Annotated in this window: 23 protein-coding genes and 1 tRNA gene; 8 read left to right on the top strand and 16 right to left on the bottom strand. The window is 68.9% G+C overall.

Annotated features, from left to right (window positions below; all coding sequences use genetic code 11):
* Positions 1–49 precede the first annotated feature (49 nt).
* The 4 genes from NLX83_RS41795 to dusB all read right to left on the bottom strand — a co-directional run bounded on the left by NLX83_RS41795 (position 50) and on the right by dusB (position 5,957).
* Positions 50–2,950 carry an LCP family protein gene (locus NLX83_RS41795; RefSeq protein ID WP_254234133.1) on the bottom strand — a complete coding sequence of 967 codons (2,901 nt, stop codon included), beginning with the start codon at positions 2,948–2,950 and terminating at the stop codon, positions 50–52.
* 240 nt (positions 2,951–3,190) lie between these two features.
* Positions 3,191–4,114, bottom strand: a complete 924-nt coding sequence (locus NLX83_RS07660) for a GGDEF domain-containing protein (RefSeq protein ID WP_254234132.1) — start codon at positions 4,112–4,114, stop codon at positions 3,191–3,193.
* 259 nt (positions 4,115–4,373) lie between these two features.
* A complete protein-coding gene (locus NLX83_RS07655) occupies positions 4,374–4,817 on the bottom strand; it encodes a hypothetical protein (RefSeq protein ID WP_254234131.1) in 444 nt (147 codons plus the stop codon).
* Positions 4,818–5,957, bottom strand: coding sequence for a tRNA dihydrouridine synthase DusB (gene dusB, locus NLX83_RS07650; protein WP_374118684.1), 1,140 nt, complete (start codon positions 5,955–5,957; stop codon positions 4,818–4,820). It lies immediately after the preceding gene.
* 218 nt (positions 5,958–6,175) lie between these two features.
* Between dusB and NLX83_RS07645 the strand changes: the two genes are divergently transcribed.
* Positions 6,176–6,376, top strand: a complete 201-nt coding sequence (locus NLX83_RS07645; protein WP_254236258.1) for a hypothetical protein — start codon at positions 6,176–6,178, stop codon at positions 6,374–6,376.
* A 4-nt stretch (positions 6,377–6,380) separates the two neighbouring features.
* Here the strand turns inward: NLX83_RS07645 and NLX83_RS07640 are convergent, their stop codons facing one another.
* Positions 6,381–6,911 (bottom strand): hypothetical protein, encoded by a 531-nt coding sequence (locus tag NLX83_RS07640; RefSeq protein WP_254234130.1) that lies wholly within the window; start codon positions 6,909–6,911, stop codon positions 6,381–6,383.
* A gap of 159 nt (positions 6,912–7,070) precedes the next feature.
* Here NLX83_RS07640 and NLX83_RS07635 point away from each other — a divergent pair, with 159 nt between their 5' ends.
* Positions 7,071–7,985: a DMT family transporter gene (locus NLX83_RS07635; RefSeq protein ID WP_254234129.1), complete on the top strand. Its 915-nt coding sequence runs from the start codon at positions 7,071–7,073 to the stop codon at positions 7,983–7,985.
* Here the strand turns inward: NLX83_RS07635 and lysA are convergent.
* Complete coding sequence (gene lysA / locus NLX83_RS07630) at positions 7,952–9,289, bottom strand: diaminopimelate decarboxylase (RefSeq protein ID WP_254234128.1); 1,338 nt, start codon at positions 9,287–9,289, stop codon at positions 7,952–7,954. The two genes, NLX83_RS07635 and lysA, sit on opposite strands and share 34 nt — an antisense overlap.
* A 352-nt stretch (positions 9,290–9,641) precedes the next feature.
* Here lysA and NLX83_RS07625 point away from each other — a divergent pair, with 352 nt between their 5' ends.
* From NLX83_RS07625 to NLX83_RS07615, 3 genes are all read left to right on the top strand, one after another.
* Entirely contained in the window at positions 9,642–10,838 is a 1,197-nt protein-coding gene (locus NLX83_RS07625; protein WP_254234127.1) for a L,D-transpeptidase, read from the top strand.
* Between the two features lie 116 nt (positions 10,839–10,954).
* A tRNA-Lys gene (locus NLX83_RS07620) sits at positions 10,955–11,027 on the top strand.
* A 325-nt stretch (positions 11,028–11,352) separates the two neighbouring features.
* Complete coding sequence (locus NLX83_RS07615; RefSeq protein ID WP_254234126.1) at positions 11,353–11,835, top strand: HD domain-containing protein; 483 nt, start codon at positions 11,353–11,355, stop codon at positions 11,833–11,835.
* Here NLX83_RS07615 and NLX83_RS07610 read toward each other — a convergent pair.
* On the bottom strand, positions 11,828–12,091 hold the full coding sequence (locus NLX83_RS07610) for an AMED_5909 family protein (RefSeq protein WP_254234125.1): 264 nt from the start codon (positions 12,089–12,091) through the stop codon (positions 11,828–11,830). The genes NLX83_RS07615 and NLX83_RS07610 overlap by 8 nt on opposite strands.
* 78 nt (positions 12,092–12,169) lie before the next feature.
* Positions 12,170–12,916 (bottom strand): GntR family transcriptional regulator, encoded by a 747-nt coding sequence (locus NLX83_RS07605; protein WP_254234124.1) that lies wholly within the window; start codon positions 12,914–12,916, stop codon positions 12,170–12,172.
* A 92-nt stretch (positions 12,917–13,008) separates the two neighbouring features.
* Here NLX83_RS07605 and NLX83_RS07600 point away from each other — a divergent pair, with 92 nt between their 5' ends.
* Entirely contained in the window at positions 13,009–15,306 is a 2,298-nt protein-coding gene (locus NLX83_RS07600) for a helicase-associated domain-containing protein (protein WP_254234123.1), read from the top strand.
* 5 nt (positions 15,307–15,311) lie between these two features.
* Here the strand turns inward: NLX83_RS07600 and NLX83_RS07595 are convergent, their stop codons facing one another.
* The 3 genes from NLX83_RS07595 to NLX83_RS07585 all read right to left on the bottom strand — a co-directional run bounded on the left by NLX83_RS07595 (position 15,312) and on the right by NLX83_RS07585 (position 19,293).
* Complete coding sequence (locus tag NLX83_RS07595) at positions 15,312–15,587, bottom strand: hypothetical protein (protein WP_254234122.1); 276 nt, start codon at positions 15,585–15,587, stop codon at positions 15,312–15,314.
* A 518-nt stretch (positions 15,588–16,105) separates the two neighbouring features.
* Entirely contained in the window at positions 16,106–17,011 is a 906-nt protein-coding gene (locus NLX83_RS07590) for a DNA-processing protein DprA (protein ID WP_254234121.1), read from the bottom strand.
* Between the two features lie 215 nt (positions 17,012–17,226).
* Positions 17,227–19,293: an MMPL family transporter gene (locus NLX83_RS07585; RefSeq protein WP_254234120.1), complete on the bottom strand. Its 2,067-nt coding sequence runs from the start codon at positions 19,291–19,293 to the stop codon at positions 17,227–17,229.
* A gap of 58 nt (positions 19,294–19,351) precedes the next feature.
* Here NLX83_RS07585 and NLX83_RS07580 point away from each other — a divergent pair, with 58 nt between their 5' ends.
* Positions 19,352–20,104: a response regulator transcription factor gene (locus tag NLX83_RS07580; RefSeq protein WP_308209281.1), complete on the top strand. Its 753-nt coding sequence runs from the start codon at positions 19,352–19,354 to the stop codon at positions 20,102–20,104.
* Positions 20,104–21,483, top strand: coding sequence for a sensor histidine kinase (locus NLX83_RS07575; RefSeq protein WP_254234119.1), 1,380 nt, complete (start codon positions 20,104–20,106; stop codon positions 21,481–21,483). The genes NLX83_RS07580 and NLX83_RS07575 overlap by 1 nt, the downstream gene beginning before the upstream one ends.
* Here the strand turns inward: NLX83_RS07575 and NLX83_RS07570 are convergent.
* From NLX83_RS07570 to NLX83_RS07550, 5 genes are read right to left on the bottom strand one after another with little or no spacing between them, the layout of a single operon-like run.
* Positions 21,461–21,853, bottom strand: a complete 393-nt coding sequence (locus tag NLX83_RS07570; protein ID WP_254234118.1) for a DUF6188 family protein — start codon at positions 21,851–21,853, stop codon at positions 21,461–21,463. The genes NLX83_RS07575 and NLX83_RS07570 overlap by 23 nt on opposite strands.
* A gap of 33 nt (positions 21,854–21,886) precedes the next feature.
* A complete protein-coding gene (locus NLX83_RS07565) occupies positions 21,887–22,570 on the bottom strand; it encodes a hypothetical protein (RefSeq protein WP_254234117.1) in 684 nt (227 codons plus the stop codon).
* Complete coding sequence (locus NLX83_RS07560) at positions 22,567–23,772, bottom strand: WXG100 family type VII secretion target (RefSeq protein WP_254234116.1); 1,206 nt, start codon at positions 23,770–23,772, stop codon at positions 22,567–22,569. The genes NLX83_RS07565 and NLX83_RS07560 overlap by 4 nt, the downstream gene beginning before the upstream one ends.
* Positions 23,769–24,092, bottom strand: coding sequence for a hypothetical protein (locus NLX83_RS07555; protein WP_254234115.1), 324 nt, complete (start codon positions 24,090–24,092; stop codon positions 23,769–23,771). The genes NLX83_RS07560 and NLX83_RS07555 overlap by 4 nt, the downstream gene beginning before the upstream one ends.
* Positions 24,089–24,427 (bottom strand): YbaB/EbfC family nucleoid-associated protein, encoded by a 339-nt coding sequence (locus NLX83_RS07550; RefSeq protein ID WP_254234114.1) that lies wholly within the window; start codon positions 24,425–24,427, stop codon positions 24,089–24,091. Before NLX83_RS07550 ends, NLX83_RS07555 begins: the two co-directional genes overlap by 4 nt.
* Positions 24,428–24,497: the final 70 nt, after the last annotated feature.

Here is a 24,497-nt window from a genome sequence, read left to right as displayed (position 1 = left end):
AGCTCGGTGAACCGGGCGTTAATGAAGCACAAACACCGCGTTCACCGGACTACTTGCAGACCTCGTCGGCGGCGTTCACTGTGGACAGATCCTTCGGCAGCGGGGGCGGCGTCGGGGCAGTGCTCTGCGACGGCTTCTGGCCACCGCCGGAGGACTTCCACTCGAACTCCGGGCCGAGCAGCAGCCGCACCGCGCCGCCCATGTTCGGCACTTCCTCCAGCACGGCACCGGAAACGACGTCCTGGAGGACCTTCGCGTGCAGCGCGCGCTCCGCCGAGTAGCGGATCACCGTGCGCTGCACCTGCTCGCCCGCCCCGCTGACGTTGACGACCTGGAAACCCGCTCTGCGCAAGGAATCCGCGGTGCTCTCCGCCAGCCGCGGCTTGGAGCTGCCGTTGAGCACCTGGACCGGGACTTCCTTGGCCGTTGGCGGCGGCCCGACCGGCCCACCGGCCTGCGGATCGGGGCTGCCGTTGCTGGACGGCTTCTCGCCGGGCAGCGGCGCCTTGTTGATGATCGCGGTGAACAGCGCCTTGGTGGCCTCGGTGCGCAGGTCCTCGCGGAAGCTGTTGTTCTCCAGCTTGGTGGTGGTCGTCGGCACGGTGGTGAACGTGACCCGCCCCGCTTCCAGCCCGTTCAGCGATTCGCCCAGCGTCAGCAGCTGGCTCACGCCGATGTTCTCGCCGTAGGTGGCCTTGGCGAACGCGCTCGCGAAGTCGCTCAGCCTGCTCGGGCTGGTCAGCACCTGGCCGGACATCGCCTTGCGCAGCAAGGAGGACAGGAACGCCTGCTGCCGCCTGATGCGGCCGTAGTCGCCGGTCGTGTCGCCCTCGACCTTGCGGGCCCTGACGTAGCTCAGCGCGGCGTCGCCGTTGATCGTCTGCTTGCCGGCGTCGGGGATCACCACGCCGATCTCCGCGTCCTTCATCGGCTTGCTGACGCAGATCTCCACGCCCTTCACGGCGTCGACCATCGCCTTGAAGCCCTGGAAGTCGATCGCCACGAAGTGGTTGATGTGCAAGCCCGACAGGTTCTGCACGAGCTTCGTCAGGCACTTCGGCCCGCCGATCGCGTAGGCAGCGTTCAGCTTCTGCTTCGAGCCGGGGACCTTCTTGTTGGTCGTCTTGCCGGTCTTGGGGTCCCAGGAGTTGCAGTCCGGGATCTGGGTGTTGAGGTCGCGCGGGAAGGACACCATCACGACGCGTTTCCGGTCCGCGGGCACGTGCGCGATCATCACCGTGTCCGAGCGCGCGCCCTCGGAAATGACCTCGTTGCCGACGCCGTCCTCGGCCCTGGCGTTCGCCCGGGTGTCGGAGCCGACCATCAGGAAGTTCTCCGCGCCGTACTGCTTGTCCTTGTGCAGGATGGCCGACGAGTCCTGGTCGAGCGCGTCGACCTCGCGGAGCTGGCCGTCCACCCAGACCTTCGTGACCCAGCCGGTGCCGACCACGGCGAACACGAGCGCCGCCACCGCGACCGCGACGCTGCGCAGCGCCAGCCGCGCCTTGGGGTTCAGCCGTTGCGGCGGGAGGACCGGCGGCTCGCCGTCGTCCCGGTCGTGCCCGTCGGCGGCGGGCTCGACCTCGTCTTCGGCGGCGTCGTCGTAACCGTTGTCGTAGCCGTCGTCGAAGCCGTCATCCCCAGAAGCGCCAACCGCCTCGTTGCCGACGTCGATTCCGTGGGGACTGTCCCGCCTTGCGCGATCCGGAGCTGCGTGGTGCATCGTGGCGTGCAGCTGCCGGATCGGCACTTTTGGGCTTCGTATCGCCCTGTCTTCAGCGTCTAGCTTCGATCTGAGCTGTGCGCCGAACTCCGGTCCGAGCTCAGCGCTCTCCTCGATCCGGATGAGCCGGGTGAGTTTGCTCCGCCGCTGCTTCTCGGCCTGTTCGATCTCGGCCATCTCGTCGTGCACGGCGGAGAACCGGGCGAGCGTGGCGTCGATCTTGCGACGGCGCTCGTCCAGCTCGAAGTCCGACTCGGCGGCGGGCTGCTTCGGCGGCGCGGCCTGCGCGGGCGGTGGCGCCTGCGGGGCCGCGGGCGGCGGGACCGGGCCACCGGGCACGCGCTGGGGCCCGCTGTTGTGGTCGCGCGGGAACCGCTGCTGCACCGAGGGCTGCTCCAGCGGGGGCCGCTGCGGCTGCCGCGCGGGACCGGGCGCGGGCGCGCCGGGGGGCATCGGCGAGTTGGCCGGTGGGAACCGCCTGCCACCCTGCGGGGGCTCGGCGGGACGGCGCAGGTGCGGCGCCTCCTGGGGCAGGCCCGGAGGCGGCAGGGGCTGCTGCTGCGGATCGGGCAGCGCGCGGCGACCGGTCGGCTGCGGCTCCATGGGCGGACGGCCGACCGGTGGTTCGGGCAGCGCCCTGCGTCCGGTCGGCTGCGGCGGCTCCGGTGGGGCGAGCCTGCGTGCCGACGGTTGCTCCAGCGGCGGCCGGTTCGGCTGCGGGGGCTGCTGCTGCGGCTGTGGCTGCTGCGGTGGTCGCTGCTGCGGGGCGAGCCGAGGATCGAACGGCGGCTCGGCCGGAACGCGCTGCGGACCCGAAGGCTGTTCACGTGCGCGCCTGCGTCCACCCGCGGGCGGGTCCATCTGCGGCTGCGGCGGCGCGGCGGGGTCAGCGGGCCACTGTCCCGTGTGCGGCATCCCCTGGGGTACCGGCGGGGGGGACATCGGCAACGGGGGCTGCTGCGGCGGCGCTGGGGGCCGTTGCGGCGGTGCTGAGAACTGCTGTTGCGGCGGAGCCTGCGGCTGCTGCCAGTTCTGCTCGACCGGCTCCTGGGGCGGGAGCTGCTTGCCGCCGCCGTGCTTGGCTAGCAGGTCCGAGACCGAGGTGCCGCCCTCGTCGTCGAGCGAACGGCGGCGACGGCCGGTCGGCTGTTCCAGCGGCCGGTACTCGTTCTGGGGTTCGTGGCCGGAGCCCCGGGAGCCGAAGCCGCGGCGCGAGTCCTCGGACACCCAGCCTCCTTTCCCTTGGTCGTAGTCGCCCGTCCCCCGTCAAAGACGCAAAACTAACCCGTCCGGGTTGCTTCGCCGTGTGCGCAGTGTCACACCCCGTCACGCTCCGTCGGACGAAGATCGTTCCGGGGTCCCGCCCGATAGTACGGATCACGGTCCGGACTCACGAAGGTAACCGAACGAACAGTGATCGCGAATGGGCCGGATCGTTGTTACCGCGTTGCTCCGTACGGGTGGCGGTTAGTAGTACCCGACAACGCGCGGTTCGGCCACTGCCCTGCGCCCGGCGGCCGCCCCGGCCAGCCGAACGCGTCCACTTTCGCGGTACGCGACGGCGTTGCGGCCGGACTGCTTCGCGACGTACAGCAGGCTGTCCGCGCGCAGCAGCTGGGCCTGCGGGTCGACCGAGAGCGGCGCTCCGCCCTGTTCCGGGGCGGGTTCGTGGGCGAGCCCGATGCTGACGGTCACCCGGAGCCCGGCGGCGAGCTGCTGCCAGGAGAACCGTTCGGCGCGAGCCCGCGCCGCTTCGCAGACGGCGACCGCGGTGGGGGCGTCGATGTCCGGCAGCACCAGGACGAACTCCTCGCCGCCGTAGCGCGCGCAGAACCCGCCCTCCGGCAGGCCGTCCTGCAACAGCTCGACGACGCGCTGGAGCACCCGATCGCCGATCAGGTGCCCGTAGGTGTCGTTGACCTGCTTGAACCAGTCGAGGTCGACCAGCGCCACGGCCAGCCCGCCGGTGGTGTTGCGCTCCTGCTCGGTGAGCAGGTCCACCAGGCGCTGGTCCAGGTAACGCCGGTTGTAGGACGCGGTGAGGCTGTCCCGGAGGCTTTGTTCGCGGGCCTCCGCGTGTTCCCGGCGCAACCTGTCGACTTCGTTGCGCAGTTGTTCAGGAACGTGCGGCGGTTCGATTTGCTCGGAGGAGAGCAGATCCAGTGCGGAACGCAGGTGGTGATATGCCTGCCGCCACTGCCCGCGCGAGGCGAACAACGCGGCGATGGATTCGTGCAGCTGGACCAGACCGGCGTTCGGCTGTTGCGAACTCGAATTGTGCGGGACGCCGTTCGCGGGGGAGGACCGGTGCGGTGGTTGCGCGGGCACGCCTCGGAGGGCGCCGTCGCGCGCCGGGTCCGACTCGGCAACGCCGGGCCGCAGTACGGTCACCGCACTCACCTCCCTACGACGGTGGTGTCGTCGCCCGCGCGGGAGCCCTTGAGGCACCGCGCCCGGCCCGTCCGCTAATTCGCTCGACTGGCTGATAGAGGGTTGCTCCAAACTGGTGACTCTGAGTGATCCAGCTCCCAGAGGGTTGTGTACCCGCCCGTACCCGTGAACCGAGCTCGTCCCGGGTGCCGCCACCCGCATGGACCAGCGAGAATCCTCGGTCGGTCCAGGGATTTACCGCGGTCGGAACGGAGTGCGGTCAGTTCGGGCAGGGGGCGAACCCATACGCCATTCCATTCAGGACGACAACATGTTGGGAGCCGATTTGGTTGCCCACAGTGGTGTTGTCGCGTCGGGTTGAGACCGAAACTGCAACGACATACACATTCCCCCTCGGCGGAATCGAGTTTCCGCCCGGCGACCATTTCGGGTCAGGTCGCAACGTCGACCAGACCGGTTCGGTCAGCACCGTGAGGCCGTTGAGTTGGCATATGCCTGAATGGAAGTCGGGGTGCTGTGTTTTCCGGTACAGCTCCTGCTGCGCCGCACTGCCCTTCGCCGCCGCCGCGTTGCCGTCGTCGACGTGGCGGACCACCAGCGCTCGCTCGGCGTCGCCGACCCCCGGGAGCGCCGCCTCGCCGGTGATCGTGTTCTGGCAGCCCGCGGTGGCCAGCAGCAGGAGCGCGGCGGCGGCGCGGAGCACTCAGCCCCCGGAGTGCATCAGGTCGGCGCCGACCGGGATCGCGGTGTCCTCGGGGTCGTTGAGCCAGCCCTCCGGCAGCGCGACCTTGCCCGGCGAGCCCTGGCGTCCGCGCGGCCCTTCGGCGTCCTCGGGGAACGGGGCGGCGTGGTCCAGCCGGGCGATCAGGTCCTCCAGTTCGGCGACCGTGCTCACCAGGCTGAACTGGCGGCGCAGGTCGGAGCCGATCGGGAAGCCCTTGAGGTACCAGGACATGTGCTTGCGCAGGTCCCGCACACCGGTGTCGGCGCCGAGGTGGTCGACCAGCAGCAGCGCGTGCCGGTGCAGGATCTCGCCGACCTTGCCCAGGGACGGCCCCGCCGGGATCGGCTCACCGCGGAACGCCGCCTGGAGCTCGGCGAACAGCCACGGCCTGCCGAGGCAGCCCCGGCCGACGACGACGCCGTCGCAGCCGGTCTCGGCCATCATCCGCAACGCGTCCTGAGCGGAGAAGATGTCGCCGTTGCCCAGCACCGGAACGGTCTTCACCGCCTCCTTGAGCCGGGCGATCGCCGTCCAGTCGGCCTCGCCGGAGTACCGCTGCGCCGCGGTGCGGGCGTGCAGCGCGACCGCCCTCGCCCCCTCGGCCTCGGCGATCCGCCCGGCGTCGAGGTAGGTGATGTGCTCGTCGTTGATGCCGATGCGGAACTTCACCGTCACGGGCACGTCCGCGGGCTCCGCCGCCTTGACCGCCGCGGCGACGATCTCGCCGAACAGCCGCCGCTTGTACGGCAACGCGGCGCCACCGCCGTTCCTGGTGACCTTGGGCACCGGGCAGCCGAAGTTCATGTCGACGTGGTCGGCGAGGCCCTCGCCCACCACGATCCTGGTCGCCTCGGCCACGTTGGCCGGGTCGACGCCGTAGAGCTGCATGGAGCGCGGGTGCTCGCCCTCGCCGAAGGCGATCATGCGCATGGTCTTGGCATCGCGCTCGACGATGGCCCGCGCGGTGATCATCTCGCAGACGTAGAGCGAGGTGGGGCTGCCGAACTCGCGGCAGAGCTGCCGGAACGCCACGTTCGTGATGCCCGCCATGGGGGCGAGCACGACGGCGGGATCGACCAGGTACTGGCCGATCTTCAGGGAGGGCGCTGCGGATGCCACCAGGTCAGGGTAACCGCCGTGCTCCGGACGGCGGATGGCCGCGGCCGGTGTCCCGCTGGCAGGCTGGGGTGGTCCGAGGTCGTCTGTCCCTGACTCGGTGGCTGATGCGGGGGTCGGCTGGCCGTGGAGGTGCAGGCGTTCCTTCTTCAGCACGACGAAGGAGGGCGCGTGTCGTACGCGACGGGCGCTTCTCCTCGTCCTCCGAGGGAGAACGCCCCATGTCAACAGCTGTCCACGTGCTGCTCAGCGCGCCGGTGCCGATCGTGACGGTGGCGCTGGTGCTCCGCTACGGCCCGTCCGCGCTGGTGTTCCTGATGGCGGGGCTGGTCGCGGTGCTCGCGCCGGGCAAGCGCGGCGACCGGGCCCTCGCCGTCCTCCGGCTGGTGCGGTCGGCGCCGCCGCGCAGGAAGCGGACCTGACCGCTCAGCGGGCGACGCCGCAGGCGACCGCCGTCTCGTGGGCGAGCAGCCTGGTCAGCTCCCTGACGAAGAAGTACGGCAGGTCCGGCCAGCCGTGGAACTCGATGCCGAGGTTGCCGTAGGCCCAGTCGCTGTCCCACTCGGTGATCGGCTGCGTGAGGTAGCAGTCCGGGCAGCTCACCGGGCCCGCGTTGCCACCGGCCTGCCACTCGGCCAGCGCGTCGGTCGCGTCCTCGGAGTCCGGCTCGAAGGTGTAGCGGCAGACCGGGCAGAACAGGAAGTGACCCGCGGTGGAGGAGAAGGCGGTGCGGCCGGTGACGATCCGCACGCCGCGCAGCATGTCCGGGCTCGGGCCGAGCAGCCGCTTGACGTTCGAGCCCGGTCGGTAGGCCCACAGCGGGTCGCCCTCGAAGATCTCGAACTGCTCCCCGATGATCACCTGGCGCATCAGCAGCCAGCCCCGAACCTCGTCAGCGAGTTTCGGAGCGTCCTCGGCAGACACCTCGCGATCGACGACCGCCGCGTACATCTCCACGAGTGCGGACGATAGTGAAGGCGTTTTGCCGGGCTGCGCGCCACCCTGTGTCGGCGCGGTCCAGCGCCGATTTGCTACGCAGTCCACAGTGGACGATGGGAATGCCGGTGCCTCACCCGATGGTTGTGCACGGGAGGAACCCGACCCCGGAGGTGAGCGGTGCGTGATCGCACCTGGTTAGTGGCCTGTGCAGCGGCGCTGTGGGGCACTGACGGACTGCTGCGCAAACCGCTCGCCGACGCGTTGCCCCCGGCGACGGTCGTGTTCTGGGAGCACCTGATCGTCGTGCTGCTCCTGTTGCCGTGGCTGCCCGCGGCGCTGCGGGCGTTCGCGGCGAGCACGGCCAGGCAGAAGGCCGCGCTCGTGGCGATCGGGGTCGGGGCTTCGGCCGTGGCCACGGCGATGTTCACCGCCGCGTTCAAGCTCGGCGACCCGGTGACACCGCTCGTCCTGCAGAAGCTCCAGCCGGTGTTCGCGGTGCTGGCGGCGTTCTTCTTCCTGGGTGAGCGGGTTCGGTGGACCTACGCGGCCTTCGCCGTCCCGGCGCTGCTCGGCGCCTGGCTGCTGAGCTTCCCCGATCCGGCGCAGTTCCGGGTGGCCGCGCTGTCGTCCGCGCTGCTCGCGCTGGGTGCGGCGGCGTTGTGGGCGGGCGGCACGGTGCTCGGCAGGCTGGTCAGCACGGAGATGTCGCCCATGCACGTGACGACGCTGCGGTTCGCGATCGGGCTCCCCGCCTCGGCAGTGGTGGTCGGCGTGCAGGGCGCACCCGTCCTCGTCGGCGCGGACAACGCGCTCGGCCTGGTGTTGCTGGCGGTGATCCCGGGTCTGCTCGCGTTGCGGCTGTACTACCTCGGGCTCCAGACGACTCCCGCCTCCAGGGCGACGCTGGCGGAGCTGGCCTTCCCCGCGACCGCGGCGCTGATCGGTGTGGGGCTGCTCGGCACGTCCCTGACGGTCACGCAGTGGATCGGTTTCGCGGTGATCGTCGGCGCGGTGACCTTGCTGAGCTGGCACGAGCGCGTTCGCAAGGCCCCCGCGGTTCACACGCCGACGTCCCGCGCGAGCAGGTCCTGAGCGGTCTCGCCGCGCACGAGCAGTCGCGGAGCCCCGTCGCGCACGGCGACCACGGGCGGGCGGCCGACCATGTTGTAGTTCGAGGCGAGCGAGTGGTGGTACGCGCCGGTGCACGGCACGGCCAACAGGTCTCCGGCGTGGATGTCACCTGGTAGCGGCACGTTCTCGGCGATGACGTCGCCCGCCTCGCAGTGCCTGCCGACGACGGTCACGGGCGCGTCCGGCACCTGGCTGCCGCGTCCGACGAGGCGCACCGCGTACTTCGCGCCGTAGAGCGCCGGGCGCGCGTTGTCGCTCATGCCGCCGTCGACCGCGACGAACGTGCGGCTGGTCCCGTGCTTCACGGTCACGACGCGGTAGAGCGTGATTCCGGCGCGCGCGACGAGCGAACGACCCGGCTCGACGGTCAGCCGCGGCGCGGGCAGTCCGCGCCGAGCGCACTCGTAGTTCACCGCGCCGCGAACCCGATCCGCGAACCCGGAGAGATCGAAGTCCGGCTCGCCCGCGAGGTAGGGGACCACGTGCCCGCCGCCGAGGTTCAGCTGCGGCAAGGCGATTCCGTGCTCGCCCCGGACGCGGTCCAGCAGGCCGACCATCCTGCGCGCGGCCAGTTCGAAGTCGGCGACCCGGCCGACCTGTGAGCCGATGTGGCAGTGCAGGCCGACCAGGCGCAGGCCCGGCTCCACGAGGACGCGGCGCACCGCCTCCTCAGCGGCCCCGCTGGCCAGCGAGAACCCGAACTTCTGGTCCTCGACCCCGGTGGCGATCGCGGCGTGCGTGTGCCCGTCCACGCCGGGCGTGACCCGGATCAGCACCGGTTGCGCGGTCGCGAGCGCGCCGAGCTGGCCGATCTCGTCGAGCGAGTCGACCACAACGCGCCCGACCCCGGCCTGCATCGCGGCCTTGAGGTCGTCCGGGGACTTCACGTTGCCGTGCAGGATGACCCGCTCGGCGGGGAAGCCCGCCGCCATGGCCACCGCCAGCTCGCCCGCGGAGCAGACGTCCAGCGACAGGCCCTCCTCGGCGATCCAGCCGACCATCGCGCGGGTCAGGAACGCCTTGCCCGCGTAGGCGATCTCCACGTCGGGCAGGGCGCGGCGGTAGGCGCGGCAGTTCGCCCGGACCTGCGCCTCGTCGACGACGTAGGTCGGGGTGCCGAAGCGTCCGGCCAGCCCGGCGAGCGCGACCCCGCCGACGGACAGGTCGCCGGTGGGGGTGAGGCGCGTGGTGCACGGCCAGATTTCCGGGGCGGGCAGCCGGTCTATCGAGGTGCGTAAAGAAGGGATCAGCTCAGCCAGGGTCACCGTGGGCTCCGTGGAGTGGGGGCGTCCGTCGACTCCACGACACTCCTGCCGAGCGCCGTCGGCGAGGCCCCATACGCGGTCCTGACGATCCGGGCCGAGATGTTGACGTTTTCGGTGCGCCAAATCGTGACCCGAGGCCCGGCAGTGCCTCCGGAGAGTGTCCATTGTGGACCCATCAGTGGGTTCTAGCAGGCAAATCGGGTGAACCCGAGTGATCATCGGGATTGCTTCATGCCACGAACGCAACCACGTGGCACTGAAGTGTGACGCAGCTCATAAAGATCGACGTCAACGCACCACCCGGCTGGGGCGTCAAGGTGAGTGCGTTCATGGGTTTGTGGAAAGGGACACGATGGTGGGGGACAAGGGCCGTTCGCGGCGTCAGTGGGCGCTGGTCGCGCTGGGGTGCGCGGCGCTCGTGATGACGCCGGTGCTCAGCGCGTGCACCGGTGGGGGGAGTTCGGGGCCGGGCCGCGCGGCTGAGGCCGCCGAGGCGCCCAAGCTGCCCGCGAAGGTCGCGATCGCGCCTGCCGACGGCGCGAAGGACGTGCCGCCCGGCCAGGAGGTCAAGGTCGGCGTCACCGACGGCACGCTGACCGAGGTCAAGCTGACCAACAACGACGGCAAGGCGGTCGCGGGCAAGCTGTCCGACGACAAGAAGTCCTGGGTTCCCGGGGAGGACCTGGGCTTCAGCAAGACCTACACCTGGTCCGGCAGTGCGCTCGGCACGGACGGCAAGCCCGCGGTGCTGGCGGGCTCGTTCACCACCGCCAAGCAGGGCCGTATGATCAACATCACGCCGAACGTGGTGGAGGGGCAGACCTACGGCATCGCCATGCCGATCGGGCTGGTCTTCGGGCAGGACGTGAAGGACAAGGCGGCGGTGGAGCGGGCCCTCAAGGTCACCACCGAACCCGCCACCGAGGGCTCCTGGGCGTGGACCCACAACGACCAGGTCTACTGGCGCCCCGCCGAGTACTGGAAGCCGAACACCAAGGTCACCCTGAACGCGAAGCTCTACGGCGTCTCCTTCGGCGGCACCTCCTTCGGCAAGGAGAGCATCACCAAGAACTTCAGCATCGGCCGCGCGCGGATCACCGTCGCCGACAACCGCAGCCACCACGTGATCGTCACCGAGAACGGCCAGCAGGTCGCTGACTACCCGGCCAGCCTCGGCAAGGAGCACGACCGCAAGCTCGTCACCCGCAACGGCAAGTACTGGGCGATGGAGAAGCACCGCCTCAAGCTGATGACCAACCTCGCCTACGAGTACGAGAACTACCCGGCGCCGTGGGCGGTCCGGATGTCCTGGAACGGCGAGTTCATCCACGCCAACGACAGCACCAGGGGCTCGCACGGCAAGGCCAACGTCTCGCACGGCTGCATCAACCTGACCTCCGCGCGGGCCAAGGAGTTCCACGACGCCACCCTCATCGGCGACCCGATCGAGGTGACCGGCGCCAAGATCGACATCCCGACCACCGGCAGCGACATCTGGGGCGCCCCGTACGACAAGTGGAAGGCCCTCTCCGCCCTCGCCAAGGGCTGATCCCCCGCACCCGGGGCGGCCCGCTGAGGCCGCCCCACCAGCGGTGATCGAGTTCGTTGCCGCCACGCTGCCCGGTTCGGGCCCGTCGCCCGCGATCGTCGGCTAGCCTTGTCGACGGGCCGCTAGCTCAATTGGCAGAGCAGCGGACTTTTAATCCGCGGGTTGTGGGTTCGAGTCCCACGCGGCCCACGGCCTCTGGCCGACCCTGCTCGGCGCCGTTGGCGCCTCGCCGGGTCGGCCATCGTCGTTTGGGGGACCGAGTCCCCCACACCCCCTACGGTGCGTGCTCCTGCTGAACCAGCGTTGTGCGGTTGGGTTTTGACCAGCATGGCTGTGGGGTCAGGTTTGCTGCCGGGCAGGAGGTGTGTGCTTGTCTGAGGTGGGCGGGGCTTGGGTTCGGGCCGTCCTGGGGTGTGGGGGTGACGGCCGGAAAGCTGCGGGCGCAGCGGATGAACTGGTTGTGCGGTATGGCGAAACGCATCGGAGCTATCACACGGAAAAGCACATTCGGGCGGTGCTCGTCGACGTGGGGTTGCTGGGTGCCTCGCTCGTGGATGTGGATCGCGATGTGCTGACCCTCGCCGTGTGTGCTCACGACGTCGTCTACAACGGTCGGCCCGGCGAGGATGAGCGGGCGAGCGCCGCATGGGCTCGGAGTCACCTCTTGGACGCCTCGGTGCACGAACAAGTCGTGGCGCGCGTGGAGAAGCTCGTTCTCGCGACGATCACCCATGAGTCCGATGGGGATCTGCTGGCGGACATCTTGCTCGACGCGGACTTGGCCATCCTCGGCGCATCGGAGGAGCAGTACGACGCGTACGTGCGGGCAGTCCGAGCGGAGTACGCGCACGTTCCTGACGAACATTGGCGCGTCGGCCGCAGTGCTGTCCTGCGCGGGCTCGTCGACCGGGAGGTCATCTACCGGACCGCTGATGCGCGGCGCCGGTGGGATTCCGCTGCGCGCAGCAATATGCGGCGGGAGCTGGCCGCTATCTAGGGCCCCGAATCGCGCGGTCGATCAGCTGTGCGAAATCGTGGGCGCGCTCGGTGTCGCGGTTGACCCAGTAAAGCGCTTCGTGGTGGTGCCCGCGGTCGACATCGGCGACCTGGGTGTAGACCGCAGCGCTGCGCTCGTGGAAGTCGCGCCAGTCGCGGAGCGGCGCGTCCGGGGCGGGGCGGAGCTGCCGGACAGCCTCGTGCGCGTCTCGCAGGGTGCGGACTCCCATTGCTTGCGACCAGGTGGTTACGCGCATGCCGCCTCCTCTGTACAGAACCTGAGTTCCATTAGCGGAGTGCGGGCTCGCGGAGTCAAGGAGGTTCTGTACAGATGATCAGTTCGAGTGAGCGGAGAACTTGTACTCCAACACGTAGGAGCTGGAGTCGAGGACCATCTCGTTCAGCTCCACCGGAACGTTGGCCTCCGTGTACGCGGTGCGCATGATCTCGATGACCGGCGTGCCCTGCACGAGTTGGAGGGCCTTCACCTCGTCCGCGCGAGGCATCCTCGTGCGTAGCTCCTCGCGGAAGTGCACGGGTTCGTGACCGAGATCTTTCAGGCGGGCGTAGGCGCCACCGACCCCTGTGTCAGCTTCGGCGATCGCAGAGTCCTTGACGAGCGCGGCCGGGTAGTAGGTCGTGGCTAGCTGGATGGACTGTTCTTCGACCACGTACCGCCGTCTCCGGACGATGACCTGCTCTTCAGGAGTCAGAGCAAGAACATGTGCGATGTGGGGCGGCGCGGATTCCTTGGAGACACGCACATCCGTGACGCTGAGGCGACGGTTGTCGGTGGCGCTCCAGATGGAGCGGTCTGAACCCCAAACCGTCTTGTTGAGTCGGTCAGGTGAGACGCGACGGATGGGACGGAACTCGCGGACGTAGGTACCGGAACCGCGCCGGGCAACGATGAGTCCTTCGTTCTTCAGGACGTCCAGGGCTCGGCGGGCCGTGGGCTGCTCGACGCCGTACTGGGCCATGATCTCGTTCTCGCCGAGGACCTTGCTGCCCGGCGGGAGGGCGCCGGAGTCGATAAGGCTCCGGATCTCGTCCGCGATCTCGCGATATCCGTGTCGCGCCACCGCCACCTCCTCCGGGGAGTCGGGTTCTGTACAGCGGCAGGCTACTGGGATGCGGGCAGGTGTTGTTCGAGGCCGGGGCACAATGCGTGGGCATGGAAACCGGGACGTTCGCCGAGTACCTGTCCGAGCTGGACGAGGCGTCGTTGACGGCCCTGCTCCTGCGGCGGCCGGATGTGCTGGTCGAGCCGGTGCCGCGGGGGTTCGCGGGGCTCGCCCAACGGCTGAGCGGGGCTGCTTCGCTGGCAGCCGCGTTGCGCGAGGTGGACAGGGACGCGGTCGTCGTGGGCCAGGCCATCGCCGCGCTGGACGCGTCGGCGACAGTGCCGAAGGTGGCGCGGCTGCTCGGCGCGTCGGAAGCGGCGGTGCAGAGCGCGGCCGCCGAGCTGGTGTCTCGGGGGTTGGCCTGGATCAGCTCGGGGACGCTGTTCCTGCCGGAGTCGTTGCGAGCCCACTGGTCGGAGTCGCTGGGTGGGAGGCGGCCCGTCGCCCAGATCGCGAAGACGGTCCTCGCCGACGATCTGCGTGTGGCGGTTGCCGCGCTGGGCGGTGACGTCGACGGCCTGCGCAAGCCGGAGCTGATCGCCCGCCTGTCGGAGTTGATGGCGGACGCGCGCGCGATGGCCGAGGTGGTGGCGGCTCTGCCGAAATCGGCCAGGAGGCGGCTCCACGAGATCCTTCGCAGCCGACACGGCTACTTCGGCCATCTGCGCGCGGACAACGGTCCGACCGCGCTGTTGGTCGCGTACGGGCTCGTGTTGCCGCTCAACGGCAATCCGGAGCTGCCGCACGAGATCGCGGTCGCCGCGTGGTTGGCCGAGCGGGAGTTCCTGCTGACGGGGCGGCCGGAGGTTCCTGCCGCCGGTGCTGACGAGGCAGTGATCCGCACGAGCGCTCAGGCTGCCGCGCAGGAGGCACTGCTCGGGATCACCACCCTGCTCGACGATGCCGGTTCGAAGCCGCTCGTCGCACTGAAGAAGGGCGGGATCGGTGCTCGCGAACGGACCAGGCTGGCCGGTCGGCTCTCGATCCCCGAAAGCGTCCTGGCGGTGTGGATCGACGTGGCCCATGCGGCGGGTCTGCTGGGCGTGACCGGGTCGGGATACGCGCCGACACCGGCGTACCCGGCTTGGCGAGCTGCAGGGCCGGGCATGCGCTGGGCGACTGTGGCAAGCGCGTGGCTTGCGCTGGAGCACGCGCCGAGCAACCGGGAAGAAATCAAGGGAGACAAGGAAGTCCCACCGCCACTGCCGGTGCGGTCGAGGGCAGGGATGATGCGGCGCGCCCTGTTGTCCGCGGCGCGGTCCGGTGAGTCGATGAGCGCTGCCGGTCGCGAGATCGACTGGTTCTGTCCGCTGCACGGCTACGAGGACGGCCAACGTGCGGACAAGGTCGCCGCCGCACTCAGGGAAGCGGAGCTGTTGGGTGTGATCGCCGCCGACACGCTGACCCAGCTCGGCGAGCACCTGCTGGCCGTTCCCGACGCGGTGGAGGAGCTGGCTAGCCGTTGTGCCCCAATGCTTCCCGAGGTTGCGTGCAGCGTGATCCTCCAGTCGGACCTCACCGCCGTCGTCGCCGGTGAACCCAGCCTGGCCTTGTCCAGGCTGCTGACGGCCGCCGCCGTGAGCGAAGCGCGTGGGGCGGCCGGGGTGTGGCGGTTCTCCCCGGCGAGCGTTCGCGCCGCCTTCGACGCCGGATGGGATTCGGATGAGCTGCTGGGCGAGCTGAGAGCGATCTCCGAGCGTGAACTGCCGCAGCCGCTGGAGTACTTGATCACCGATGTCGCGCGGCGGCATGGGCACGTTCGGGTGCGGGGCACGCGTTGCTGCGTGGTTGCCGACGAGGCGACGATCACCGAGATCCTGCACACCCGGTCACTTCGTGCGCTGCGCCTCGGTCGGCTCGCCCCCACCGTCGCCTCCAGCTCCGCCGAACCCGGTGACGTCCTCGCCGGACTGCGCGCGGCGGGGCTCGCTCCGGTCGCGGAGGACGAGACCGGCACCGTGATCGTCGAATCCCGGCGCGAACACCAGGCGAGCCAGGTGTCGAGCGGATCGGCCCGAGCCCGGCTCACCCCGGTCGAACTCGTGGAAAGGCTCGCGGCCGATCCGGTCGGCGAGCCCGTGATGTCAGCAGCGACTACCGACACACTCGAAGTGTTGGCGCAGTACAACCGCAACCTCGACGACGCCGAGCTGGCGCTGCTCGCCGATGCCCTGGAGAACGGCGGTGACGTGCGCATCGTCTACCGCGACAAGAACGGCACGCGCACCATCCGGGACATCCAGCCGGAGAACATCTACGACAGGTGGCTCGAATCCTGGTGCTACCTGCGAGACGCCGAACGCGAGTTCACCATCGCCAACATCGAGTCCGTCTCGCCCGCACTGTGACTCGGTCAGCCCTCGACGCAGTTCTTCCCGGAAACGGGGCAGATGAACGGGTCGTACGGGTCGGTGCAGCTGTCGAGCAGCGCCTTGTGATCGTCCCAGTCGACACGGCACCAGCGCGCCACGCAGAGTGCGGTGACCCGCGAAGCGCCCGCGTCGCGCAAGGTCACGGCAGCGGACTGGATCTTCGCCCCGCTGACCCAGGTGTCGTCGAGCAACAGGATGTGCCGTCCCCGAACTCGTTCCCGATGATCGCGGGATACGGCGAACCTGTCCGCTCGCACGACCCGATCTTCGTCATCGATCCGTTGTCCCGGTTCCAGGCGAACCCTGTTCTCTGGGATCTCTGCTCCCTTCACGTTGAGAGCGAGGTCCACGACGGGATGAGTCGCTTTCGGGTATCCGGGGTATCTCTTCGACGGAACAAAAGTGATCGCATCCCACGGAGAGCCAACGCTCTTGGTGATGCATCTGCTGTGGATCTTAGTTGCCCCCGCGACCATCATGGCCAAGTCGCTGACGCACTGAGGCGCGGGGTTTTCCTCCTTATAGGCGCGCAGTACGTGGGCGGACTGGTGCGTGCTTCCGCGGGCCCTTCCTCGCGCGTATGCAAGGGTGAGAACCGTCGTTGCCAGGCGGTTCTCGAACTCTGCGCGGTGGCTGGAGCATCTCCCACACAGCGAGGTCTAGGACGGCCCGGTGCATGTCAGGCAAGTCTTCTTCGGGACGCGCATCGTGTTGCAGAAGAAGCCGCCGACTCGAGTTATCAGTTGAGTGCGAAACTCCTGAAGGGAACTGCTGGTCATAGATCGTCGGCCGCGTCGAGCAGGTGGGAGATGTCACCCAGCCTGTTGGCCAGGTCTTCGGCGCGTTCTACGGCCTCGTCCGGCGTGCGCGCCGTGAAGACACCGGGCTCACCGACGAGAGCGTTTCCCCATTCCGTCCCGCGTGCCACGGAGTCCATCAGGATGACGGGCCTGCCATGAGCAACCGCCACGCGGGCCTGGATGCGCGTGCCGCTCTTCTCGCTGGCCTCGACGACGATCGTGGCCCGGCCGTACGCGCTCATGGTGGCGTTCCGCATGGGAAAGCTCTGCTTGCTCGGCGGGGCGTCCGGCCAGAACTGGGAGATGACGAGACCCGCCTGGGAGATCTTCTCCTGGAGCGCGCGGTTGGCGGCTGGATAGCTCTTCTGGATTCCGGTGCCGATGATCGCCACGGTTCGTCCGCCACAGGCGAGTGCGGAGACGTGCGCCGTGGTGTCGACTCCCTCGGCCAGGCCGGAGAGAACGGTGAGGCCAGTCCTCGCCAGGCCGGTGGAGATGGCGGCCGCGTTCGCGAGCGCCTCGTTCGAGGCGTGCCGGGGCCCGACGACGGACACCGCTTTGTCGTCCGCGACCAGATTCCCCCGGGTGAACAGCACGGGGGGCATTTGGTGCACTTCGCGTAGCTGAGCCGGGTAGTGGTCGTCGTAGAAGGTGAGGAATTCGAAATCTTCCTCATTCCACGATTCGACATCGGCGCGGGCGGAGCGGAGGTCCTCGTCCGGCGCGGTGAACAGCGACGGTTCGAGGTGCGCTTCCCAGATCTTGAGCGCACTCCCGGCGTCCGCGACCTCGGCGGTGATCTCCGGCCACGACATTCCCGCCGGGCGCGTTCGGAGGAGTGCGACGAGTGCGGCCTTCTCGTCGTCGCCCCAACGTCCCATGCCGCTCAGCGTAGAGCTGTTCCGCCGTTGGCGCGGCACGGGCCGCGCGCAGGGACTGGCCAACTGTGTCTGATTCCTCACCGTCACCCCCTCGGCTATGTCTACTTGACTCGGGCAGAGGGGGGAGACGGTTCGTGGAACCACTGAGTGGGCTTATGCCTGAAATGCGCTGGCATCCGATTTCTTGTTGCGGCAGTGGCAAAAGGAGCAATTGATCACTGCGTGCGCAGTAGGCGGGCGGCCCAGGTGGGGAACCACCAGTTCCACCTGCCGAGCATGGCGACGGTCGCGGGCAGCAGGACGGAACGGATCACGGTCGCGTCGAGGATGATGCCCAGCGAGACGCCGGACGCGAAGATCGCGACGTCGAGTTCGCCGCCGGTTGCCATGGAGGCGAAGGAGAAGAACAGGATGAGCGCCGCGCAGGTCACCAGGCGGCCGGTCCTGCCGATGCCCCGGACGACGGCCTCCCGCGTGTCGCCGGTGCGGTCGTACTCCTCGCGCATCCTGGCGATGATGAAGACCTCGTAGTCCATGGACAGCCCGTAGAGGAACGCGAAGATCGTGACGGGGACGAAGGTGCCGATGGCGCCGTCAGGCTGGATGCCGAGCAGCGCCTCGGTGCCCCAACCCCACTGCCACAGCAGGACCATCGCGCCGAGCACCGCGCCGAGCGACAGCAGGTTGAGCAGGATTGCCTTGAGCGGCAACAACAATGAGCGGAAGGCGCGGGCCAGCATGAGGTACGTGATCAGGGCCAGGATCGCGAGCATCCAGGGGAAGGCCGTGTAGGTGGTCCTCACGTAGTCCATCTGCTGCGTCACGTTCCCGCCGACGAGGACTCCATCGGGCACGGCGTCGATGACGCGGCGAATGGTCTGCTCACCCGCGGTTGAACCGCCTTCGTCCACGGGAAGAACAGTGACGAGTTGTGTCCACCGTGGACTCCGCGTGGTGGAGTGGACGCCGGGGAGGTCGGCGAGGGTGGCCGCGACGCGCTGGGAATCGGTGCCGGACGGCACGAACACGTCGAATGCGGTGAGAACGCCGGACGGCACATCGGCGGCCCGGAGCGCGGTGAGGGCGGCATGACCATCGCCTGACCGCGCGAGGTTCTCGGTGACGGGGACGCGCAGGTTGAGGTTCAGCGCGACCAGGCACAGCGCGATGAGCACCGCGGACGCCACGAGAGCGGTCAGGTGGCGGAAGCGCACGACAAAGCGGGCCCAGGCTTCCCAACCACGTGGAGCACGCTCGGCGGTTGGCTTTTTCCCTGCTCTGACAAGGAGAAGCGGCAGCAGCGTGAGCGACACGAGCGCGCTCGCGGCGGTCACCATCGTGCCGCCGACGCCGAGGCTCCGGAGGAGCGGAATGGGCAGCACGACCATGGTCGCCAGGCCGATCGCGACGGCCGCGCTGCTGAACACGACGGCGTGGCCCGCCGTTGCCATGGCGCGGTGCACGGCCTCCTCGGGATCGGCGCCGCGCGCTCGTTCCTCGCGCCACCTGCTCACCAGGATCAGCGCGTAGTCGATGCCGATGCCCACGCCGAACAGCGGGAGCATGATCAGCGTGGTCTCGTGGACGTCGATGAACGCGCTCGCGGCGAGCAGCCCGAGAAACGACACGGGGACGGCCACGACGGCGGTCAGCAGCGGCACAAAGGCGAGCGCGGAGCGGAACACCCAGGTCAGCACGGTGATCGCGGCGCCGATGGTGATCAAGAGCTTGATCGGGACATTCAGTCCGCCCGCGTCCGAGCCGGTCGCCAGCGCGTCCAGGCCGGTCACCGCGACCTTGGCGCCGGGCGGCAGGTGCGGGCGCATCGCCTCGGCGATGAAATGCTCCAGGCCCGCGCCTTCGCCAAGAGCGCTGCCCGGTAGCCCGCCCTGTTCGACGGGGCCGCCGAAAACCAGGCCGAAGCTCGTGGAGCCGTCCTTGCCGACAAAGCTCCGATCGCCGGTGCCGCCGTAGGAGACGACTCGCGCCTTGGTCTTGTCGGCGACGGCCGCGAATGCTCGGTCGAGCGATTCGCGAACGCCAGGCTGGTCCACGGGCGCCCCGGTCACCACCGGAACGAATGGTCTTTCGTAGCCGCCGGTGCCGTAGGCAGCGGCAATTCGCTGGTTCGCCTCATAACCGGGGAGCCCCGGATAGGCGTTGTTCTCCGAGACCTTCGGGAGCAGTAGCGCGAGCGCTCCACCGCCCGTCAGGAGCAGGACCAGCGTCAACAGGCCGACCAGACGTCTGCGGGCGAGCACCCACCTCGACAGGGTTTCCATGCTTTCAAGGCCACCAGCCCGGTCTTCAGCCGCTCTGCGACCGTTATGGGAGTTCTCTGTGAATCCGGTGCTCCGCTCGTTGCTCGCGGGAGTTCTGCCGGACACTGAGCGCGTGAAGCAGCAGCCGATCCGCGTCCTCGTCGTCGATGACGAGCGGTATCTCGCCGAACTGGTGGCAACCGCTTTGCGCTACGAGGGCTTCGACACCGCCATCGCCGGTACGGCGTGTGAGGCAATGGCGAAGGCAACGGACTTCGCGCCACAGCTGATCGTGCTGGACGTGATGTTGCCGGACGGTTCCGGCATTGACGTGTGCCGGCGACTGCGGGGGATGGGGCACGGCATGCCGGTTGTGTTCCTCACCGCTCGCGATGCCACCGAGGACAAGATCACGGGATTGACGGTCGGCGGCGACGACTACGTCACCAAGCCATTCAGCCTGGAAGAGCTCGTGGTCCGGGTTCGAACGGTGTTGCGGCGCGGCAGGTTGGAGCCGCCCGCGTCCGGAGTGCTTTCCTTCGCGGACCTGGAAATCGACGAGGACGCGCACACCGTGCGGCGGCACGGCGCTCCGGTCGACCTGACGCCGACCGAGTTCAAGCTGCTCCGCTATCTCGTGGCGAACGCGGGAAAGGTGTTGTCCAAGCGGCAGATCCTGGACCACGTGTGGGAGTACGACTTCAACGGTGACGCCGGAGTCGTGCAGACCTACATCTCGTACCTGCGCCGCAAGGTCGATGCGCGGGAGCCGCGAATCATCCACACCATTCCCCGGATCGGCTATGTGATCCGACTGCCCGAAGGCTCCTGATGTCGCTGCGGAAACGCCTTGTCCTGACCGTGCTGGGCATGCTGGTCGTGTGCCTCTTCGCATCGGTCGGCGCGATTTTCGGTGCCTTGCAGGACTGGAGCGGCGACGCCAACGACGACGTGCTTTCGGCTATGGGAAAGGACTTCCGCAACGAGGTGCTGACGCGGGGATCTGTCTTGGAACCAACCGGAACGGCGGGAAGGCTGTGGCAGGCGTCTGCGGCGGAGGGCCGGATTCCGTCGTTCTTCCAAGTTCGCCAGCTCGACGGCCGAGTGCTGGGCACGTCGTCTTTTGGCTCTGTACCAACACTTCCTGAACGGCTTGAGGCGAGCGAGCGGTTTCTCAAGGTGCCGGGTTGGCTCGTGTGGACGTCGCCGGTGACCGAAGAGGGCCCGATTGTCGTTGCTGCAATGCGGACCGCGGCCACTGACGAGTTGATGGGGCGGGTGACGAATGTCGCGATCGTCTCCATCGCTGTGGCGCTCGTCGTGGTCGCGCTGTTGTCGTTGCGGTTTGTGCGGCGCGGCCTGGAACCACTGGACGACATCTCCGAGACCGCCGCTGCGATTGGCGACGGGGACCTGGCGCGGCGAATCGAGGGCGCGGGCACGGACACGGACACCGAGGTCGGCAAGCTCGGATCGGCGCTCAACGCCATGCTCGGGCAGATCGAGGCGGCATTCCGGCAACGCGAGGAGTCCGAGGAGCGGCTGCGCAGGTTCGTCGCCGACGCCTCGCACGAACTGCGGACGCCGATCGCCACGATTCGCGGCTATGCCGAGCTTTTCCGGCGCGGAGCCGCCGCGCGGCCGGACGATCTGGCGATGGCGATGGGGCGGATCGAGTCGGAGTCCGAGCGGATGGGCTCGCTCGTCGACGAACTGCTGCTGCTGGCTCGGCTGGACCAGGGCAGGCCGCTCGACCGCGAGCCGGTCGAGCTGACCGAGCTGGCCGCCGATGCCGTGGCGGACGCGCTCACCGTGCGGTCCGGCCATCGGTTCGAGGTCGAGTACGACGAGCCGGTGACGGTGACCGGTGATGCCGCGCGACTGCGTCAGGTGCTCGGAAACCTTGTGGGGAACGCGATTCGGCACACGCCACCGGAGAGCCTGGTGATCGTTCGGGTGTCGGCCGAGGGGGAGCGGGCGATCGTCGACGTCGCCGACAACGGTCCCGGGCTGGACGTGGAGCACGTGTTCGAACGGTTCTACCGGGGAGAGGCGGCGCGTGCCGCGGACCACGGCGGGGCCGGGCTCGGACTGTCCATTGTGGACGCCGTGGTGGCCGCGCACGGTGGCTCGGTGTCCGTCCGGTCGGAGCCCGGGGAGGGCGTCACGTTCCGCGTCACGCTGCCGCTCAGGTCAGGCCCCACGTCGTGATCTCGCCGCCCGGGGTGCACACCACGCGCAGTTTCCCGGGCCCCGTCGCCGACCACGCCTCGTGCCGCGCATCCGGCTCGACAGTGAGGTGGTAGCCGTTGTCGAAGCCCAGGTGCAGCACGCCGTTCTTGAAGATGATCTCCCAGGTCAGCTTCGTCCCGACCAGGGCGAGCGCCTCGGCGACCTTCTGCCGCTCGGGCCGCAGCCGGACCGGGCCGTCCGGCGTGGACAGCTCGGCCTCACCCTCGACCACGATCACCGCGTCGCCGGAGAGCACGAACGTGAGCGTGTGGTCGACGCGGATCTGGGTGACCTCCATGCCGCGGTACGGCAGCACCCAGCGATCGTCGAGCCGGATCAGCTTGCCCATGCGCACAGCCTGCCCGACGAGCGCCGGACTCGCTCAGCGCAACACTTTCTCCTGGATGCCCAGCGCGGTGTTGAAAGCCAGTCCGGAGCCGTCGGCGAAACCGATCCGGACGTATGTCGCCTCGCGCTGGGAGTAAGAGGACGGGAATCGTTCCGTCGTCGTTCCGACGCGGATGACCTCGTGCGGACAAATCTCCAGGACGGAGTCGACTCTCTCGGTCGTTCTCAGCTCGTCCACTAGATAGCCGCTGGACGAATAGTTCCCGGTGAGGGTGTTCACGGTCTCCTTCACGGCTTTGAGAATCGAGATCCCCAGGCCGACGGGCGGTTCCGCCTTCTTCGGAACGGGCGCCCGGACCACCTTGAGCCCGGCGATCCTGGACGGTGTGAAAACCCAGCAGCTCGTATCGGCCTGCTGCTCGCGCAGGTTCAGGACCAGCCGCACCGCATAGCTGTCGGTGGAAGGCCCGAACACGAAGGAACCCGGCACGGGCAGCGAGTCCGGCCTCTCGTCGGCGAAGAAGCCGTTGAAGAACTCGCCGAGGTCGGACAGCGCCTGCTTGCCGAGCGAAGGCATCGAGATGCCATCGGGAGCCAGGCCCGGAACAGCGAACGACATCCCGCTCAGTGAACTCCACAAGCAGCACAGAATGGACTCACCCGGCTGACACCAGAGTTCCTGGAGCGCGTGGACTCCGGCAAGCTTCCTGTCGCTCACGCGGTTCCTCCGTTGAGCCCGAACCCGCGGACCTGGTCCGCGCGGCGCTCTTCCGCGGATTTCTTCGGATCGGTGGCCTTGTCGTAGGCGATCTCGGCGCCCTTTTCGATGGCCGCGTCGGTGCCCACGGCTATGCCCGCGTTCGTCGCGGCCCGGCCGACCAGGGTGGTGCCGCCGACCATGGAGCTGAGGATGGTCTCGCTGATGTTCGCCGCCAGGGCCGTTGGCCCGGTGCTGCCCTTGATGAAGCGGTTTTCCGTGGTTGAGGCGAGTGATCCCGGAATCGTCTGGGTGGGGTCCTTGGGGTCCGGCCTGGTGTACTCGGCCCTGCTGAAGATTCGCCCCGCTGGCGCGCGTCGATCCAGGTAACCGATGGCCTTGCTCTCGAACCAGCCGCCGGTGCGCCGCTTGTCCATGTCTGTGAGCAGCTGTTGGAGCCCGTCCTTGCCGCGAAGCTTCACCAGCAGCTTCTCCATCTTCTCCACAAGCGGACAGAGCTTCTTCTGCATCGAGTTGGCCTTGGTGCTCACCTTGGCGACGGAGGTGCCGACGCGAGCGAAGGTCGCGCTCATCGCGACACCGGTGCTCACCCCGGCGGTGACCCAGGCGGCGGCGATGGCAGCCAGCCACTGCACGATCAGGCCGATGACCAGCTCGGTCACCGTCTCGATGACGAACTCCACCAGCATGTCGAACAGGTCGGCGATGGTGTCGAGGACGTCCTTCAGCTCGCGGATGTCGTCGGCCAGGCCGTCGACGGCGGTGGCGAAGGACTCCATCTGGGCGCGGAACGCGGTGGCCGCGGCGCCGACCCACACGGCCTCGGTCGCGGCGGAGCGGCGGCGTTCGGCCGCGGCGGCCTGGTCGAGCCAGCCCGCGACCTTGCCCCAGCCCTCGCCGGTGGCGCGCATCTGCTCGGGGTCGCCGATCGCCCACTCCACGATCTCGATGAACGGGCTCATCACCATCGACACCAAGAACCCCAGCCCGTTGTCGGCGAGAGCCTTGCCCGGGGCGGCGATGGTCTGGAGCATCTCGGCGCGGCTGCTGACGGTGGCGACGGCGATCTCCGGCGGGGAGGTGGCGTCGGCGAGGTCCTGGGCGGCACCGGTCCAGGAACTGCCCCGGCCCGCCGCCTGCTCGAACCAGTTCTTCGGGTTTCCCGCGGAGTTCAGCTCGGCGAAGCTGCCCGGCCCCGTCACGCCTGGACGTCCTTGCCCAGTGCGGAGAATCCCTGGGAGAGCCCGGATTCGGTGCCGTTGTAGATCGCGTGGGTCGCGTGCAGCCCGGAGGAGGTGTGCCGGAGGTAGGCGCCCGCGCCCTTGGCCAGTTCCCGGCACAGGTCCAGCATCAGTTCATACCCCGTCGTGGCACCGCAGGCCTTGGCCAGCGGCCCGAAGCACTGATCGTCCACTTTGGACTGGAGCAGCAGGCGTTCCAGCTGGTCGAACTTGCCCGCGAGGCTGTCGCAGCCGTCGGCGTAGCCCAGCAGCGCGTCCGGCTTGACCTCGTAACCGCTCACCCGGCGGTCCCGTTCATCGCCTGCTTGGCCTCGGTCAGGTGCTCGCCGAGGATCGGCTCCAGCTCGGTGTCCATCCGCTGCGCGGCATTGGCTGTGGCGAGCCGGATGGTCTTGAGGATGTCCTGCTGCAACGCGGTGTGCGAGCGCTTCATCGCGTCCGGGCTGAGCCGCAGGTCGAGCACGGCACCTGCGGGGCTGACGGTCACGGTGATCGCCCCGTCGCCGCTGCGGGCAGTTCCCTGTAGCTCGCGCAGCTTGTCCTGTGCCTGGCTGATCTGCTGGACGCGTTCCTCGAAGGACCGCAACATCCGCTGGACGCGCTCCTGGTGGTTCACCGTGTCCCCTCCCCGATTTGCTACTGCAAGGACGTTAGCGGGATCGGGGAGAGGACATGCGCGGTTCGGT

This window comes from Allokutzneria sp. A3M-2-11 16, assembly GCF_024213555.1.
Taxonomy (GTDB): Bacteria; Actinomycetota; Actinomycetes; order Mycobacteriales; family Pseudonocardiaceae; genus Allokutzneria.
This window is presented reverse-complemented; position numbering and strand designations above follow the sequence as displayed.